Genomic DNA, 15,640 nt, shown 5'->3' with positions numbered 1-15,640 from the left:
TCGGCTGGGTAGGTGCAAGGCATGTCTCCCCGTGAATCGCGTCTACTGTCAGACGGCGGGGTCTTCCCGCCGGTGACGCCCGATCCGCCTGCACCGCCCGGACAGGAGGAGATCGTCGTCCCCGACCTCGTCGTCCGACCCGACCCCGCCGAGAGCGACACGCCGGCCTCCGCCGAGCCGACTGGCCCCGCGGAGGGAGAGCCGGACGAGCCTCCCGGGTGACCAGCCGTATGCCGCTGGGCTCGGCAGGCGCGTGGGTGATCTGCCTGCCCCTCGCCTTCGCGCTCGGGGGCTGCGGTTCATCGGAGGCGCCGTCGGCCGCCGCCGCTGCCACACGGTTCGTCGACCTCGCCTCCAGGGATCCCGGTGCGGCGTGCGGGCTGCTGGCTCCTCGCACCCGCGAGAAGGCCGCCGATGACGGGGACGGCAACTGCGCCAAAGGCCTGCGGTCATCCGGGCTCCCGTCCGCCTCCTCCGGTTCGGACGTGCCGGACGTGCCACCAGAGGTCGCGGGCCACACGGCGCTCGTCACGACGAGCAGCCAGGCGGTCTTCCTGAGCCTCTTCGACGATGGCTGGAAGGTTGTCGCGGCCGGCTGTACGAAGGTGTCCGAGGACGCGGCGGTGCCCTATGACTGCGCCATCCAGGGGGACTGACATGCGAGTGATGTTCTGGGTGCTCATCGGTGTCATCGCGGCCGGCCTCTGCTTCCAGATCGCCATGGGGCTGTTGCAGCGATGAACGGCCAGCGACGGCGAGGCTTCCTCAGGGACAACGCGTTGTCGTTGGCCTTTCTGATACTGCTCATGGGCAGCCTTGTCGGTCAGGCGATCTCGGGTGTCGCCGGCTACAACCTGGAGGCGCGCACCGCCGGTCTCCAAGAGATCTCGCTCTGGCGCTATGTCACCTCATCGCGGTTCGCCGTCGACACTGCAGAGAACTGGCAGTCCGAGTACCTCCAGTTCACCGTGTTCATCTTCCTCACCATCTGGCTCGTCCAGCGCGGGTCCTCCGAGTCGAAGAAGCCGGGAAGCGAGGGTCGCGAAACCGACAAGAAGCAGCTGCTCGGCCGATACGCCCGGGAGGACTCACCAGCGTGGGCGCGGGCCGGTGGCTGGCGGACCGCCGCCTACTCGCACTCGCTGCTCATCACCATGACGGCGATCTTCGTCCTCGCGTGGACGGCGCAGGCGGTGGCGGGACGGGTGGCCAACAACGAGGAGCGGATGCGCGACCTTCTCGAGCCGCTCAGCCTCGGGCAGTACCTCGTGTCCCCGGACTTCTGGGGCCGGACGTTCCAGAACTGGCAGTCTGAGATGCTCGCCATCGCGACCATGGCGGTGTTCTCGATCTTCCTGCGCGAGCGGGGTTCTCCCGAGTCGAAGCCGGTCGGCCTGCCCCACGACGAGACCGCGTCGGACGACTGACGGTGGCCCCCGCGGCGGGGACGCGGGTCACTCGGCGTCGTCCGGCTCGGCCCCCGTCTCGATGACCCGTGCCGCGATCTCGCGCAGCTTGATGTTGCGGTCCTGGGACGCCTTCTTGAGCTTGGCGAACGCCTCGGCGGGCGTCACCCGGTGGCGCTCGATGAGGATGCCGATGGCTTGGCCGATGAGCCGGTGGCTCTCGATCGCGCGGGCCATGTGGGTCTCACGGTCGGCAAAGGTGTTGGCCGCGACGACCCGGTCCACGGCGAGCGCGAACGCCTGGCCGAGCAAGTCTCCGACGATCCGCTCGTCCGTGGCGACGACCCGGGGACGCGGGAACTGGACCCACACCCGGCACTCCGACGACGGATGGTTCTGCGGGGAGATGAGCAGCCCCCGGACCGGTTCGTTCGGTGATGGAGCCTCCGGCTCGGCCGCAGTGAGGCTTTGCCACAAGGCGGCGTCCACGTCGGAGCGCCGCACCGGCCCCGCAGCGGTGAAGACGTGCTCTTCGGGTCCCGCCAGGGCCCGCACGGTCGACGTACCGTCGAACAGGTCGGCGAAGCCGTTGACCGCGGCCTCGAGCACCTGCTCCAGGTCTGCGGCGCTGCCGAACTCTGCGCTCAGCTCGGCGGCCGCGTGACGGCGAGCCCGCGCAGCGTGCTCGCGGGTCACGTCCTCGAGGGTCATGACGACGTAGTCGGGCCGGTCGCCGAAGCCCTCGACCTGCTGCGTGCTGACCAGCACCCAGACATCCCGCTGGTCCTTCGTCACGAGGCGGCACTCCTGGCCGCGGACCGTCGACCCGCCCAGGGCATCGGCCATGATCTGCTCGACCTGCTCCCGATCCGTGAGCTGGTCGGCGCCAGCGTCCTTGGGCTGGCTGGCGGCCGGCCACCACGGGTACGGCACGGTGAGCCCGCCGTCGAGCGGGGAGTACCCGAGCAGCTGGGTGAACGTCTCGTTGACCTCGATGACGTGCCCTGCGGCGTCCGTGATGAGAAGGGCGTCCTTGAACGACTCCATCACCGCACGCCGCCACGCGGCATCGCGCAGGCGGGCACGGGAGCGCTCGAGGTTGCTGGCCAGCCGGGCCCGCAGCTCCGTCAGGGAGAAGGGCTTGGAGATGTAGTCGTCCGCCCCCGACGTGAGCCCCTCCTCCGTGTCCCGCTCCGCTGCCCGGGCGGAGAGGATCAGCACGGGGACGTGGCGCAACGCGCTGTTCTTGCGGATGGCCCGGGTCAGCGCGAAGCCGTCGAGGCCGGGCATCATGGCGTCGGCGAGCACGATGTCAGGACGCTCGGCCAGGGATCGCTCGAGGGCAGCAGTGCCGTCGGGGACCAGCTCGATGTCGTAGTCGGCCGAGAGGGCGCCGCGCAGATACGTCCGCATGTCCGCGTTGTCCTCCGCGACGAGCAGTCGTGGGCGTCCGCTCCCGACTGCGTCGACAGGCCCGGTCGGGGACTGCGCCACCGCCTGCGGTCCGGTCATCTCGGGAGCCGGCTCAGCGGCATACGGCAGGTCCCACCCCTCCGTCTCCGCGAGGAAGGCGTCGATGTTTCGGGGGGTGATCGAGCGGCCCTCAGCCGGCCCCGAGGGCGGCTCGCCCCACGGTAGGCGGATGGTGAAGGTCGAGCCACGACCCAGCGCCGACTCGAGCTCGACGGTCCCGCCCATGAGCTCCGTCAGCTGCTTGACCATGGCCAGGCCGATGCCCGCTCCTTCGTGGGACCGGGCCCTGCCGGGTCGAGGCAGCTGCTCGAAGCGCTCGAAGACCCGGTCGAGGTCGCGCTTGCGGATGCCGATCCCCGTGTCCGTCACCGCCACGGCGAAGCCGTCCGCTTCGGCCCGCAGGCGCACGGTCACGGAACCTGACGGCGTGTACTTCAGGGCATTGCTGAGCAGGTTGAGCACGATGCGCTCGTACATGTCGCGATCGAGGTAGGCCGGGCGGTCTGCCTCGTCGAGCTCCGCCACGAAGTCGAGCCCCGCACGGCGGAAGGCGCGGGCGAAGGACTCCGCCATGGTGCGGGTCAGGAGGGTCACGTCGAGCGCGGCGAGATGCGGTTGCACCTTGCTCGCGGCCATGCGGCCGAAGTCCAGCATGGCGTCGACCATGCGGGCGAGCCGCACGGTGTTGCGGTCGACCAGCTGCAGCCGTTCGCGCTGGTCATCCTTCAGGCGCGGGTCTGCCAAGGCGTCCGAGATCGGGCCGCTGATCAGGGTGAGGGGCGTGCGTAGCTCGTGACTCAGGTTGGTGAAGAAGGCACTCTTCACGGCGTCCAGCGCCTCGGCCGTCTCGGCTCGGTGCCGCTCGGAGTCGAGGAGCCGGATGTCGCTCAGCGCGGTCCCGAGATGGGTGACACAGAGGGCGACGTACGTGGCGAGCGCCGGGTCCCATTGGCGGTGCGCCGAGCGGCCGATGATGAGGACCTCGGACATCTCGTCGTCGCCAGGCAAGGTGATGGGAAGGGCGTGCAGTCCAGCGACGGCCACGGTGGTCCCGCCGTTGTCGAGGTGGACAGGTGAGGGCAGATCGTGGTGCACCTGACGTCTCAGCGTGACCGCCTGTGTCGCGGCGGCGGACACGTCGGCCTTCAGGGCCTCCGGGACCATGAGGTCCCGCGGGTCTTCCGGCAGGGCACGGGCGTCCACCATGACCGCCAGCGGATGGTCCTGCGGATTGGACTTGAGCACGGCCGTGGCGAGGCGGCGGACGTCGTCCGCATCGGAGGCTTCGCCGAGTCGCCGCGACAGCACGCCGAGGGTGCTGAGCCGGCGCTCGCTGAGAACGTGGTCCGTCGTCTCCACCACGGCCGTGAAGATGCCGCTCACGTCGCCGGAGTCTCCGGTGATCGGGCTGTACGAGAAGGTGAAGTAGCTCTCCTCGACGTAGCCGTTGCGATCCAGCATCAGCTTCTGGTCACGCGACCACGTGGCGACACCGGAGTTCATGACGCTGTCGAGCATCGGGCCGATGCTGTCCCAGATCTCCGGCCAGATCGCCTTGCCCGGCGACCCGAGGGCGTACGGATGCTTGGTGCCGAGCATCGGCCGGTAGCCGTCGTTGTAGATCATGACGTACTCGGACCCCCACCAGATGAGCATGGGGAAGCGCGACGTCAGACAGATGCTCACGGCTCCTCGGAGCTCCGAGGGCCAGGTCGAGATCGGGCCCAATGAGGTGCCGGACCAGTCGAACGCCGCGAACCGCGCGCCAAGCTCGCCGCGGGGCTCGGCCCTGACACTGTGGCCCGGCAGGGAAGGTGGTGCAGTCATGTTGTGCTTGCCTTCGATGCTGGCGACCCATCGGCGCGTTTTTCCACCGATCCGCCTCTTGCGAAGCGTCGCACGGAGTGCCATCAGAGGCAAGTCGAGCGGATCACCGAATTCTGGACACAGCCTCGAACGCCTCGAGACTCTTGCGGTACAGCTCGGCGAAACTCGCCCCGTTGCGCTGGCCCGGGGTCCACGGCAACTGGGCGACCGATCCGCTGATCGAGTGGGTCGCCGGGTCCATCCACGCGTCGACGAGCTCCAGACCGGCCGCGATGGACTGCACGACGTCTTCCGGAACGGCGTCGCTGATGGTGTGGGCCTCGATGTCCTCCTCGGCACGCGTGTGGCCGGCGAGCGCCTCCTCGAGCAGGGCGAAGTAGATCATGAAGTCCATCGAGTCCGAGTCGAGATCCTCGAGGTGCGTGATGACTGCCTCGATCTCACGCTCCTCGACGACCCGGCCCTGGACGGCTGCCAGGTCACCGACCCGCGTCAGGCCGACCGGATGCATGAACGTCTGCTCGGCGGACTCGTGGAGGGCGACGTAGTGCAGCAGGTCGGCCACCGCGGCGCCGCGCTCCGATCCGGAGGAGTCCGTCACCCGAAAGACGAGCGAGGCGATGTGCGCGTGCTGGCGGCGCAGCACGCGCAGCAGGCTCTCGGGCGAAGACATACTTTCCTCGCGCTCGTGTCGAGTGGGTCAGCAGGCAGGTACCCACGCCACCAGTGGGTAATCGCTCTGTTGCACTGAGGAGTGGGTGGAGGTGGGCAATGCGGCTGCGGAGGAGCGACGTCGCGAAGCCAGGGTTGAGGCGCGTCCGGCGAGGCAAGGGCTTCGGCTACGTCGACCGAGAGGGCAAACCGGTGGACGCGGCCACGAAGGAGCGGATCCGGTCGCTCGTCATCCCGCCTGCCTGGGAGGACGTCTGGATCTGCCCTTGGCCCAACGGCCACATCCAGGCGGTCGGGACGGATGCAGCGGGGCGGCGACAGTACCTCTACCACCCGGCCTGGCACGCGAGCCGCGACCGCGACAAGCACGATCGGGTGCTCACCCTCGCCCGACGCCTCCCCGAGGCGAGAGCCGAGATCGGGCGGCGGCTGCGACGGTCTGGGCTGGGTCGTGAGCGCGTCGGCGCGACAGCCCTGCGACTCCTCGACGCGGGCCTCTTCCGGACCGGTGGAGAAGAGTATGAGAGCGACAACGGCAGCCACGGCGTCGCCACCCTCGCCAAGGATCACGTCACGGTCACCGGCGACGTCGTCTCCTTCTGCTTTCCCGCGAAGTCCGGTGTGGAGCGTGAGGCCGAGGTGCGTGACCCGGCACTGGCCAGGGCGGTGGGTTCCCTCAAGCGAAGCCGCGGGCCGACCGAGCGCCTGCTCCAGTACCGGGACGGCGACCAGTGGTGCGAGCTCTCCTCGGCGGACATCAACAGGGACTTCAAGGAACTCGTCGGGGACGAGTACAGCGTCAAGGACCTGCGGACGTGGGCCGCAACGGTTCTCGCAGCAGCGGCGTTCGCCGAACGCGGGGATGGCGCCCCTCCATCCTCGGAACGCGCACGCAAGAAGGTGGAGCGGGACGTCATGACCCTCGTCTCCGAGCACCTGGGCAACACCCCGGCGGTCGCCCGCCGGTCCTACGTCGACGGCCGGGTGGTCGAGCAGTATGCCGTTGGGCACACCATCGCTCGGGCGCTCGGCCGGGCCTCGGCCGCGGACCGCAAGCGGTTGCACGACGGTGACCTTGCGGAGGTCAATGGCCGCGCAGCACTCGAGCGAGCGGTCGTCCGTCTCCTTGGGTGAGGCTCGCAGCAGTTAGAGGTGGCACCCTCGGGGTAGGCGCCGCTCATGATGACGCAGACCACGCCGCCGACGACACCGCGGACGACACCGAGGTCGGACACGATCCCGGAACCCCCGGACCGGCCGATGCCGCCCCCGGAGCCCGGCCCTGCGCCAGACCCGCCTCCGCCGGGGCCGTTCCCCGGTCCGGATCCCACTCCGGGTCCGGCGCCCTTCCCGGAGCCGTATCCCACTCCCTCCCACCCGGGCCCACCGAGTCCGTCGGAGCCCGCACCACCCACCGACCCGGAGGTGATCTGACATGTCCACCCAGACGCGGAACCAGGCATCGGAGATCATCGCCGCGTGGCCGGACGACTCGAAGGAGGCCGCGCAACTCGTCCTCGACGCGTACGGCGAGCCGCAGGAGACCACGCAGGAGCAGCTGGTCTGGCACGGGGTCGGCCCCTGGAAACGGGTCGTGGCGACCAGGGCCGCCCACCGGCACGACTTCCCGGCGCCACACATCGACGCCGTGGAGTCCGTCATCGACTACCGTGTGCCGCCGGGCAAGGTGTCCGCCCTGGCCATCTTCGATGGGAGCGTCGTCGTCGAGCGCACGGTCGGCGAGCTCTCCGCGCGGTGTCATGACGAGGAGGCGAACACCCTGGCGCTCAACCTCGCGCACGACATCGTGACGGGCGAGAAGACGGCGGAGCAGGCTCGGGAGTACTACGCCAAGGAGTTCCTCGACTACCGGCGGGGCAAGCCCACGCCCTACATGGACGAGCTCCGCATCCCGGCGCAGACGGACACCGCCGACCCGGACGTGCGGCTCCTCTCCGACGAGGACCTCGAGCAAGCCACGCAGGACGGCGACCGGCAGAGCTGACGGCGGCAGAGCACGCCGTGGTCAGGTCCGCGTCCTGCGCGTCACGGGCCCAGAGGTGACGAGTCGCAGGGCATCGTCCATCATCGAGCGCCGCCGCGTGGCCGGGGTGTTCCCTCCGTCCGCGCGCGCCACCGCCTCGACCAGCTCCCGCCAGCTGTCGGCTCCCGAATGCCCGGCCTGCCAGCCGAGCTCCCGGTGCGCCCGGGCGCTGTCGACCAGGGGCACCTCCGTGGCCATGTGCAGCCATCCTCCCTCGAGCGGCAAGAGATGTGCCGCCCAGAGTGCGTCCGTGAGGCGGAGCAGCAGCTTGGCCGGCAGCCGTAACGGCCTGCCTCCCAACGGCGCAGCAATCTCTCGCGGTCCCAGGACATCCGGCGCCGCGAGATTGACCGGGCCGGGGAGCCGGGACTCGATGATCCGGGCGATGGCGTCGGCCACGTCGTCCGCGTGCACCACCTGCAGCTGCGCGTTTCGACCAAGCGGCATGACCGGTAGGTGCGGCAGGAGGCGCCGGGGGAGGATCGGTGGCACGCCGACCCGTCCGAGTGCGCCGGCAGCTGATCGTTGGGCCACCAGGGTGGGACGCGGGCAGCTGATGACGAGTCGGTCGCTGAGGTCCACGGTCCCGAGCGCCGTTGCGATCACGGCTTCCGTAGCAGCCTTCTGTCGGCTGTAGGAGCACCTGGGGTTACCCGTCACGGGGTGCGACTCGTCGACCCGGCGCCCATCTCGGCCCGGTGTGTAGGCCCCGGTCGAGCTCAGCACCACGAGCTGGCGCACTCCGGCAACCCTGCAGGCGGCGATGGTGCGGGTGAGCCCCTGCACCCCGACCTGCTCCTGGTAGTTCGTGCGCCGCATGGGCTGGATCGCCCATGCTGCGTACACACACGCATCGGCTCCACGGAGCAGCTGGGCCAGGTCTTCAGCCGCCGAGGGCGCGGTCACATCAACGTGACACCAGGTGGCCACGCTGCCGATCCGGTCGGGGCGGGGCAGCCGTCTCGCCGCAGCCGTGACCTCGTGCCCCTCGTGCGCGAGCCGGGCTACCGTCGCCGAACCGATGTTGCCGGTCCCGCCGATGACTGTGATGCGCATGGCACCTCCGTGCCCGATGGTTACCCGTTCCCGGCGACCAACCACAGGGTCGGTGGGCCATGTGGTTGGTCGGCGACGGGCCGGCCCCGCTGCGTCGAGATGGGTAGGGGAGGGGCCGTGGACGGGATGCAGCATGACGCGGTGGTGATCGGCAGCGGGCCCAACGGCCTCGTCGCGGCCAACCTCCTGACCGACGCTGGATGGCAGGTCCTCGTCCTCGAGGCGCAGCCGACAGCGGGCGGCGCGGTGCGCAGCGCCGAGGACGTCAGACCGGGGTGGATCCACGACACGTTCAGCTCCTTCTACCCACTCGCGGCGGCGTCGCCGACGATCCAGGGGCTGGGCCTCGAGCGTTTCGGCGTCGAATGGGTGCGGGCGCCTGCGCCGGTCGGCAATCCGCTCCGAGGAGGCCGGTGGGCACTCGTCCATCCACGGCCGGAGGACACTGCGGCCGCTCTCGACGAACTCCACCGTGGCGACGGGGAGGCGTGGATGCGAGCCTGCTCCCTGTGGGACCAGATGGGCGAGGACCTGATCGGGGCGCTGCTCACCCCCTTCCCGCCCGTCCGGCCCGGTGTGCGGCTCGGCCTCAAGGCGCCGCGACTGGGCGGGCTGGCATTCCTGCGCGAGCTCCTGCTCCCGGCGCGGCGGCTGGGCGACGAGTGGTTCGGCGGCGAGGCGCCCAAGCTGCTCCTGGCCGGCAATGCGGCTCATGCCGACATCCCGATGGACGCGCCGGGCTCCGGTCTCATGGGCCTGCTGCTCGTCATGCTCGGGCAGTCCCATGGCTTCCCCGTGCCGCGCGGCGGCGCCGGGCAGCTCACTGCGGCGCTGCTGAAACGGCTGGAGGCAGGGGGCGGCCGGGTGCGGACCGGGGCCCATGTGCGAGAGGTGGTCGTCCGGTCCGGCCAGGCAGTCGGGGTCCGGCTGGACTCGGGGGAGCTGATCCGGGCGAGCCGGGCTGTCCTGGCGGATGTCAGCGCGCCGGCCCTCTTCGGCGGCCTGGTGCCCTGGTCCGAGCTGCCGGATCGGCTGCGCCGCCGGATGGGTGCCTTCGAGTGGGACCTCGGAACGGTCAAGATCGACTGGGCCCTGAGCCGGCCCGTCCCGTGGGCCGCGGGACCGGACCTCATGCCGGGGACGGTCCACCTCGCCGACAGTGTCGCGGCGCTCGCCATCGCCGGGGCCGAGCTCGCCGCGGGCCGGTTGCCCGAGCGCGGGCTCGTCATCCTCGGCCAGATGGCGGCCACCGATCCCACTCGAGCACCGGAGGGGAGCGAGTCCATGTGGGCCTACATCCATGTCCCGCAACGTGCCTCCGCCGCGGATCGCGCGCCAGCCGACCCGGTTGACGAGGCGCAGGCCGAGCAGCTCGCGACCCACGTGGAGTCCCGGATCGCGGAGTTCGCCCCCGGCTTCCACGAGACGATCCTCGACCGTCGGGCGCTCGGGCCAGCGGCACTCGAGCGGCGGAACGAGAACCTCGTCGGCGGAGCGGTCAACGGCGGCACGTCGGCGATGCACCAGCAGCTCTTCTGGCGTCCGGTTGCGGGGCGTGGACGAGCGGAGACGCCGATCCGGGGCCTCTACCTGGCGTCGGCATCGGCACATCCGGGGGGCGGCGTCCACGGTGCCTGCGGGTCGAATGCCGCGCGGGCAGCCCTTCTCCACGACCGGCTGCGGCTGGCCCAGCGGCGGCTGGTCCCGGTGTCGAGCCGCCCGGGTGGGTAAGGAACGACCATGAGCCGCACCACTCGCTTCATGCGCTGCGCGCCCGACGACGTCTTCGAGGTCCTCGCGGACGGATGGAGCTTCGCCTCATGGGTCGTCGGTGCAGCGCGGATCCGGGAGGTCGACGGCACGTGGCCCCAGGCTGGTAGCCAGATCCACCATTCCGTCGGCCTGTGGCCGATGCTCATCGACGACACGACGTCGGTCGTCAGCATCGATCGGCCCCGCGCGATCGAGCTCAAGGTCCGAGCCTGGCCGACCGGGGAGGGCCGGGTCCGCCTGGAGTGCACCGCCGAGGAGGGCGGGACGCGTGTCGTCATGACCGAGGACGCCACGGCCGGACCTGCCAAGGTCGTTCCCCGCCCGGTGCGCGACCCGATGCTGACGGCCCGCAACGGTGAGGCGCTGAAGCGGCTGGCGTACCTCGCCGAGCGCAAGGTCGCGGACTCGACTCAGCTCCAGCGGGTAGCGAGCACAAGGCAGTAACAGAGCGGCAACTGTTCCCACCACCACCGACCCGAAGGGAAGGCGCACATGTCCGGTGTCGTCACGCTGATCAAGGAAGACCACCAGAAACTCGAGGCCGTCTTCAAGAAGCTCGAGAAGGCAGAGCCGACCGAGATCCCCGACCTCCTGCGTCAGGTGCAGGAGATGCTCGTCCCGCACTCCAAGGCCGAGGAGCAGGTGGTCTACCCGGCGATCAAGGCGACCGTGCCCGACGAGTCGTCGGACGTCGACGACGGGCTCGAGGAGCACCACCACGTCGAGGAGACGCTGGATCAGCTGCTGGCTTCGGATCCGGGCGCTCCCGGCGTCGACGGGCTCATCGCGGCGATGATCGGCGAGGTGCGGCATCACATCGAGGAGGAGGAGGAGCAGATCCTCCCCGCCTTCGGCAAGGCAGCGAACAACCAGCAGCTCAGCGAGCTCGGCGAGCAGTTCACCGCCGCCAAGGAGCAGGCTCTGCAGTCACTTCGGCCGCGCTGATCGGCGCCGGTTGCAGGCGGCTGGCAGGGGTACGGGAGAGGCGTCTCCACAACTCGGAGAAAGGAAAGATCATGCCTCGTCGTGGCCCCGGCCCGTCCGTCAAGGACAAGAAGATGTATGAGTCGCTGCGTGAGGACGGTGCGAGCAAGGAGAAGGCCGCCCGCATCTCGAACGCCGCAGCCAAGTCCTCCCGCAGCTCCGTCGGCCGCAAGGGCGGCTCGTCGGGCGACTACGAGGACTGGACCAAGGACAGGCTGCTCAAGCGCGCCCGAGAGATCGGTATCGAGGGCCGGTCGCGGATGGACAAGGGCGAGCTCATCAGGGCCCTGCGCAACCATTGATCGGTCGCGCGTCATGGTCATGACCGAGGGCTTCGCCCTCGCCCTCGGCTGGCTCGTGTTCATCGGGCTGCTCGGCTTCCTGGTGCACACGCTCCTGAGCGGACGCCGATGAGGTCACCGTGGTGGGCCACCGCCGCGGCGTGTCTGGTCCTGTCGGGATGCGTGGCTCCTGCGCTCGACTCGGGAGCCTTCCAGCACAACGCGATCGGTGCGCTCGACTCCGCCGTGTCCACGTCCAGAGTGGCGGCCCTGGCGCTCGATGCCCGGGTCGACGAGCGCATCACGGCGGCCTACGCCGACACCGTCGTCACCGAGGCGGAGGAGGCGATCGGCCCGGTCGAGGCGAGCTTCGGCACCGTGGATCCGCCTGATCCCGCGCTCGACCAGCTCCGCCGTGAGGTGCTCGACCAGCTCGGAACCACGGGCGACCTGCTCGCCGAGGCCCGGATAGCGGTTCGGCGTGGCGACTCGCACGCCATGAGGACGGTCGCCAGCGAGCTGCGTCGGACCGCAGACACCATGGACCAGCACGCCGAGGCACTCCAGTGAAGAAGGTCTTTGCCGTCGCCCTCGGGATCCTCACGGCGATCGGTGGCTTCGTCGACATCGGCGACCTCGTCGCCAACGGTCTCGTCGGCGCCCGCTTCGGGTTCTCCCTTGCCTGGGTCGTGATCGTCGGCATCATCGGCATCTGTGTGTTCGCAGAGATGAGCGGTCGGGTCGCCGCCGTGAGCGGACGCGCGACCTTCGACCTCATCCGCGAGCGGCTCGGTCCGAGGATGGGGTTGCTCAGCCTCGCGGCCTCGATGGCTGTCACCCTGCTGACCTTGGCGGCCGAGATCGGCGGCGTGGCGCTCGCCCTCGAGCTCGTGACGAGCGTCAACCCGTACCTGTGGATGCCCGTGGTCGGCGCGACCGTCTGGATCGTCCTCTGGAGAGTTCGGTTCTCCGTCCTCGAGAACGTCTTCGGTCTCGCCGGCCTCGCCCTCATCGTCTTCGCGGTCGCCCTGTGGCAGCTCGGTCCGGACTGGTCCGCCCTCTGGGAGTCGGCAAGTCGCCCCGCGGTGCCGGAGGGCGAGACGCTGCCCGTGTACTTCTACTACGCGATCGCTCTCTTCGGCGCCGCCATGACGCCCTATGAGGTCTTCTTCTTCTCGAGCGGAGGGGTCGAGGAGGGGTGGGGCAAGAAGGACCTCGGGCTGATGCGCGCCAACGTCTTCATCGGCTTCCCCCTCGGCGGGCTCCTGTCGCTCGCCATCGCCGGCGTGGCCGCGGTCGTCTACTTCCCACAGGGCATCCAGGTCGACAGCCTCAGCCAGGTCGGGCTCCCCGTCGGCATTGCCCTCGGCAAGCTGGGTCTGGCCTTCGCGCTCCTCGGCTTCTTCGCCGCCACCTTCGGCGCGGCCTGCGAGACGGGTCTCTCGGTCGGCTACAGCATCGCGCAGTACTTCGGGTGGCAGTGGGGCAAGTTCGTCGAGCCGCTTCGGGCCGCCCGCTTCCACACCGTCATCCTGCTCAGCACCATCGTCGCCGTTGGAATGCTGCTGACCACCGCCGACCCGATCATGCTCACCGAGTACTCGATCGTCTTCAGCGCCGTGGCGCTCCCCCTGACCTACTTCCCGATCCTGGTCGTGGCCAACGACCGGACCTACATGGGCACGTACGTCAACGGCCGCCTTGCCAACACGCTGGGGACGGTCTATCTGGTCGTCGTGGTGGTGGCCGCCCTGGCGGCGGTCCCGCTGATGATCCTGACGAGAGCGGGGCAGTGACATGGCTGGTGACCTGGCGGCGAGAGGGCACCCGGTGAACCGGCCCGCGCGCCTCGACGTCGTCCTGCGCGTGCTGGATCATCAGGTCGTCGGCCCGGAGAAGGAGCTGGTGGGCAACATCGACGACCTCGAGCTGACGCCGACCGGGACAGCGCTGGCGGTCACCGGCTGTGCCGTCGGAATCGGAGCCCTGAGCCAGCGACTGCCCGGGCGCCTCGGCACATGGGTCGGCGCGGTGTGGCGACGGTTGAGCACCGACTCCGATCCCCAGCCCACGGTCATCCCGGTCGGCCACATCGCCGCCCTCGGGTCGGCGATCACCGTCGATGCCCCGTCGACCAAGGCGCTCGCCGAGAGCTTCGAGCTCGAGCACTGGCTCCGCCGTTTCGTCGTCTCCCGCATCCCCGGTGCCAAGGGCGGAGCGGATCCGGCGCGCGATGAGGGAGGCGGCCCGAGCCGGCCGGTCAACGTGCTCGAGCCACCCACCCGGCCGCCGCTGCCGGGCTGTCGCTGGGTCAGCGACCTGCTGCGGGCCCCCGTCGTCGACGACACGGGCCACCGGCTGGGGACCGTCATCGAGCTGCGCTGCGACTCGAGGTCCGAGCCGTGGCGGGTGACCCACATCCAGTGCACCCAGTCGGTCCTCGGGACGGAGCTCGGATACCACGCGGACCCGGACCTCGGCCCGCTCCTGCTCCACCGGTTCTTCCGACGGCTCCAGCGGCACGACCTGCTCATCGACGTTGCGGACGTCACCGAGATCCGCCTCGACCCCGCTCGCATCATCGTCGCGACGCGTGACGACCGAAGGCACCCGCACCACGCCCGGGACGGCTGACCCGGGAAGCCGGCTCAGCGGCATACGGCATCGGGACCACCACGACGAAAGGCAAGGTCATGAGCACTCCGGCAGGCAGGCACGGCAGCGTGTGGCTCGAGGTTCCCAGCCACCGCAGGGAGCCGGCGCCGCCCTTGGCAGGTGACGCCGAGGCCGACGTCGTCGTCGTGGGCGCTGGCATCTCCGGGTTGACCACGGCACTGCTCGCCGCGCGTGCGGGGATGCGCGTCGTCGTGCTCGAGGCCCGTCGGATCGGTGATGGGACCACCGGCTACACGACCGGCAAGGTGACGGCACAACACTCGCTGATCTATGCCCACCTCGTCGAGTGGGCCGGCGTCGACCGGGCCCGCCAGTATGCCGACGCGAACCGGGCCGGCGTCGACCTCGTCGCCGACCTCGTCGAGGAGCTCGACATCGACTGCTCGCCGACCCGCGCGGACGCCCTCGTCTACACGACGTCAAACGACGCCAAGGGGATTGGGGTCATGGAGGACGAGGCGGTGGCGGCGCAGCGCCTCGGACTTCCCGCGACGCTCGTCAACGAGTCAGGCCTGCCCTTCCCCATCACCGCCGGGGTGCGATTCACCAACCAGCTGCACGTGCACCCCCGTCACTACCTCGAAGGGCTCGCGGACGCCCTCGTCGCGGCGGGCGGCACCATCCACGAGGGCAGCCGCGTGACCCACGTCGCGGAGGCGCACGGCCGGGTCACGGCCGAGACCCAGGCAGGCACGGTCGAGGCAACGAGTGCCGTGGTGGCCACGCTCCTGCCCATCGGCCTGCTCGGCGGCTACTTCGCGCGCACCAGGCCGAGCCTGTCCTACGGCCTGGCCGTGCGCCTGCGTCACGCGGCGCCTGTCGAGATGACGATCTCGCTCGACGAGCCGGTGCGGTCCACGCGCCCCTGGCCGGACGCCGGGCCAGAGGGGCTCATCGTCGTGGGCGGCGGGCACGAGGTCGGCGCGGACGTCGACACGGAGGGCCGCTACGCAGACCTCGAGCAGTGGACCCGCGACACCTTCGACGTGATCGAGGTGTCACACCGGTGGAGCGCCCATGACTACGTGACGCCGGACCGCGTCCCCTATGTCGGCCGCAGCCCACTTCACCAGCACGTCCATGTGGCAACGGGCCTCGGCAAGTGGGGGCTGTCCAACGGCAGCGCGGCCGGACTCATGCTCAGCGACCTGTTGGCCGGCCGTGACCCTGCCTGGCTCCCCGTCTTCGACTCGCGACGCACCGACGGCATGCGCTCGGTGCCAAAGCTCGTCACCGGCAACCTCAAGGTCGCCGCCCAGCTCGTGACCGGCGAGCTGAGGCGGGAGGCGCCGCGGTGCTCGCACATGGGGTGCCGGCTCCGGTGGAACGTCGCCGAGGAGACGTGGGACTGCCACTGCCACGGCTCGCGGTTCGACTCGGACGGCCAGGTCATCGCGGGGCCGGCGGTCAGGCCGATCGACATCGAGGGCGGTAGGGCTGGGTAGGGG

General features: G+C 70.3%; 16 protein-coding genes. 13 read left to right on the top strand and 3 right to left on the bottom strand.

Going from position 1 to position 15,640, the window contains the following annotated elements:
- Positions 1–21: 21 nt before the first annotated feature.
- The 3 genes from ABF401_RS03040 (at position 22) to ABF401_RS03030 (ending at position 1,427) form a co-directional block, all read left to right on the top strand.
- Positions 22–222, top strand: coding sequence for a hypothetical protein (locus ABF401_RS03040; RefSeq protein WP_353508058.1), 201 nt, complete (start codon positions 22–24; stop codon positions 220–222).
- A complete protein-coding gene (locus ABF401_RS03035) occupies positions 219–656 on the top strand; it encodes a hypothetical protein (protein ID WP_353508057.1) in 438 nt (145 codons plus the stop codon). Before ABF401_RS03040 ends, ABF401_RS03035 begins: the two co-directional genes overlap by 4 nt.
- Positions 657–737: 81 nt before the next feature.
- Positions 738–1,427 (top strand): DUF6766 family protein, encoded by a 690-nt coding sequence (locus ABF401_RS03030; protein WP_353508056.1) that lies wholly within the window; start codon positions 738–740, stop codon positions 1,425–1,427.
- Between the two features lie 27 nt (positions 1,428–1,454).
- On the opposite strand, the gene ABF401_RS03025 is transcribed toward ABF401_RS03030, so the two are convergent.
- A complete protein-coding gene (locus ABF401_RS03025; RefSeq protein WP_353508055.1) occupies positions 1,455–4,565 on the bottom strand; it encodes an ATP-binding protein in 3,111 nt (1,036 codons plus the stop codon).
- Between the two features lie 244 nt (positions 4,566–4,809).
- The gene (locus ABF401_RS03020) at positions 4,810–5,379 is read right to left on the bottom strand and encodes a hypothetical protein (protein WP_353508054.1); all 570 of its coding nucleotides are present in this window, start codon (positions 5,377–5,379) and stop codon (positions 4,810–4,812) included.
- A 98-nt stretch (positions 5,380–5,477) separates the two neighbouring features.
- Between ABF401_RS03020 and ABF401_RS03015 the strand changes: the two genes are divergently transcribed.
- The gene (locus ABF401_RS03015) at positions 5,478–6,512 is read left to right on the top strand and encodes a DNA topoisomerase IB (protein ID WP_353508053.1); all 1,035 of its coding nucleotides are present in this window, start codon (positions 5,478–5,480) and stop codon (positions 6,510–6,512) included.
- 301 nt (positions 6,513–6,813) lie between these two features.
- Complete coding sequence (locus ABF401_RS03010; RefSeq protein WP_353508052.1) at positions 6,814–7,383, top strand: hypothetical protein; 570 nt, start codon at positions 6,814–6,816, stop codon at positions 7,381–7,383.
- Between the two features lie 21 nt (positions 7,384–7,404).
- Here the strand turns inward: ABF401_RS03010 and ABF401_RS03005 are convergent, their stop codons facing one another.
- Positions 7,405–8,478: an NAD-dependent epimerase/dehydratase family protein gene (locus ABF401_RS03005; RefSeq protein WP_353508051.1), complete on the bottom strand. Its 1,074-nt coding sequence runs from the start codon at positions 8,476–8,478 to the stop codon at positions 7,405–7,407.
- Between the two features lie 126 nt (positions 8,479–8,604).
- Here ABF401_RS03005 and ABF401_RS03000 point away from each other — a divergent pair, with 126 nt between their 5' ends.
- From ABF401_RS03000 to ABF401_RS02965, 8 genes are all read left to right on the top strand, one after another.
- Positions 8,605–10,209 carry a phytoene desaturase family protein gene (locus ABF401_RS03000; protein ID WP_353508077.1) on the top strand — a complete coding sequence of 535 codons (1,605 nt, stop codon included), beginning with the start codon at positions 8,605–8,607 and terminating at the stop codon, positions 10,207–10,209.
- A 9-nt stretch (positions 10,210–10,218) separates the two neighbouring features.
- Positions 10,219–10,695 (top strand): SRPBCC family protein, encoded by a 477-nt coding sequence (locus ABF401_RS02995; RefSeq protein ID WP_353508050.1) that lies wholly within the window; start codon positions 10,219–10,221, stop codon positions 10,693–10,695.
- A gap of 48 nt (positions 10,696–10,743) precedes the next feature.
- Entirely contained in the window at positions 10,744–11,196 is a 453-nt protein-coding gene (locus ABF401_RS02990) for a hemerythrin domain-containing protein (RefSeq protein ID WP_353508049.1), read from the top strand.
- Between the two features lie 71 nt (positions 11,197–11,267).
- Positions 11,268–11,537 carry a DUF7218 family protein gene (locus ABF401_RS02985; RefSeq protein ID WP_353508048.1) on the top strand — a complete coding sequence of 90 codons (270 nt, stop codon included), beginning with the start codon at positions 11,268–11,270 and terminating at the stop codon, positions 11,535–11,537.
- 162 nt (positions 11,538–11,699) lie between these two features.
- Positions 11,700–12,086 (top strand): hypothetical protein, encoded by a 387-nt coding sequence (locus ABF401_RS02980; protein ID WP_353508047.1) that lies wholly within the window; start codon positions 11,700–11,702, stop codon positions 12,084–12,086.
- Positions 12,083–13,312: an NRAMP family divalent metal transporter gene (locus ABF401_RS02975; protein WP_353508046.1), complete on the top strand. Its 1,230-nt coding sequence runs from the start codon at positions 12,083–12,085 to the stop codon at positions 13,310–13,312. Before ABF401_RS02980 ends, ABF401_RS02975 begins: the two co-directional genes overlap by 4 nt.
- A 1-nt stretch (position 13,313) precedes the next feature.
- Positions 13,314–14,150, top strand: a complete 837-nt coding sequence (locus tag ABF401_RS02970) for a hypothetical protein (RefSeq protein ID WP_353508045.1) — start codon at positions 13,314–13,316, stop codon at positions 14,148–14,150.
- A gap of 59 nt (positions 14,151–14,209) precedes the next feature.
- Positions 14,210–15,637, top strand: coding sequence for an FAD-dependent oxidoreductase (locus ABF401_RS02965; RefSeq protein WP_353508044.1), 1,428 nt, complete (start codon positions 14,210–14,212; stop codon positions 15,635–15,637).
- Positions 15,638–15,640 lie beyond the last annotated feature (3 nt).

Origin of the sequence: Intrasporangium sp. (assembly GCF_040414665.1) — a bacterium.
GTDB lineage: Bacteria > Actinomycetota > Actinomycetes > Actinomycetales > Dermatophilaceae > Intrasporangium.
Note: the sequence above shows the minus strand (reverse complement) of the source record. Positions and strands in the feature narration are given on the sequence as shown.

Excerpts from the sequence above, each read along its gene's own strand:
- ABF401_RS03040 (WP_353508058.1), top strand. The coding sequence starts at position 22 with ATGTCTCCCCGTGAATCGCGTCTACTGTCAGACGGCGGGGTCTTCCCG.
- ABF401_RS03030 (WP_353508056.1), top strand. The coding sequence starts at position 738 with ATGAACGGCCAGCGACGGCGAGGCTTCCTCAGGGACAACGCGTTGTCG.
- ABF401_RS03020 (WP_353508054.1), bottom strand. The coding sequence starts at position 5,379 with ATGTCTTCGCCCGAGAGCCTGCTGCGCGTGCTGCGCCGCCAGCACGCG.
- ABF401_RS03015 (WP_353508053.1), top strand. The coding sequence starts at position 5,478 with ATGCGGCTGCGGAGGAGCGACGTCGCGAAGCCAGGGTTGAGGCGCGTC.
- ABF401_RS03010 (WP_353508052.1), top strand. The coding sequence starts at position 6,814 with ATGTCCACCCAGACGCGGAACCAGGCATCGGAGATCATCGCCGCGTGG.
- ABF401_RS03005 (WP_353508051.1), bottom strand. The coding sequence starts at position 8,478 with ATGCGCATCACAGTCATCGGCGGGACCGGCAACATCGGTTCGGCGACG.
- ABF401_RS03000 (WP_353508077.1), top strand. The coding sequence starts at position 8,605 with ATGCAGCATGACGCGGTGGTGATCGGCAGCGGGCCCAACGGCCTCGTC.
- ABF401_RS02995 (WP_353508050.1), top strand. The coding sequence starts at position 10,219 with ATGAGCCGCACCACTCGCTTCATGCGCTGCGCGCCCGACGACGTCTTC.
- ABF401_RS02990 (WP_353508049.1), top strand. The coding sequence starts at position 10,744 with ATGTCCGGTGTCGTCACGCTGATCAAGGAAGACCACCAGAAACTCGAG.
- ABF401_RS02985 (WP_353508048.1), top strand. The coding sequence starts at position 11,268 with ATGCCTCGTCGTGGCCCCGGCCCGTCCGTCAAGGACAAGAAGATGTAT.
- ABF401_RS02970 (WP_353508045.1), top strand. The coding sequence starts at position 13,314 with ATGGCTGGTGACCTGGCGGCGAGAGGGCACCCGGTGAACCGGCCCGCG.
- ABF401_RS02965 (WP_353508044.1), top strand. The coding sequence starts at position 14,210 with ATGAGCACTCCGGCAGGCAGGCACGGCAGCGTGTGGCTCGAGGTTCCC.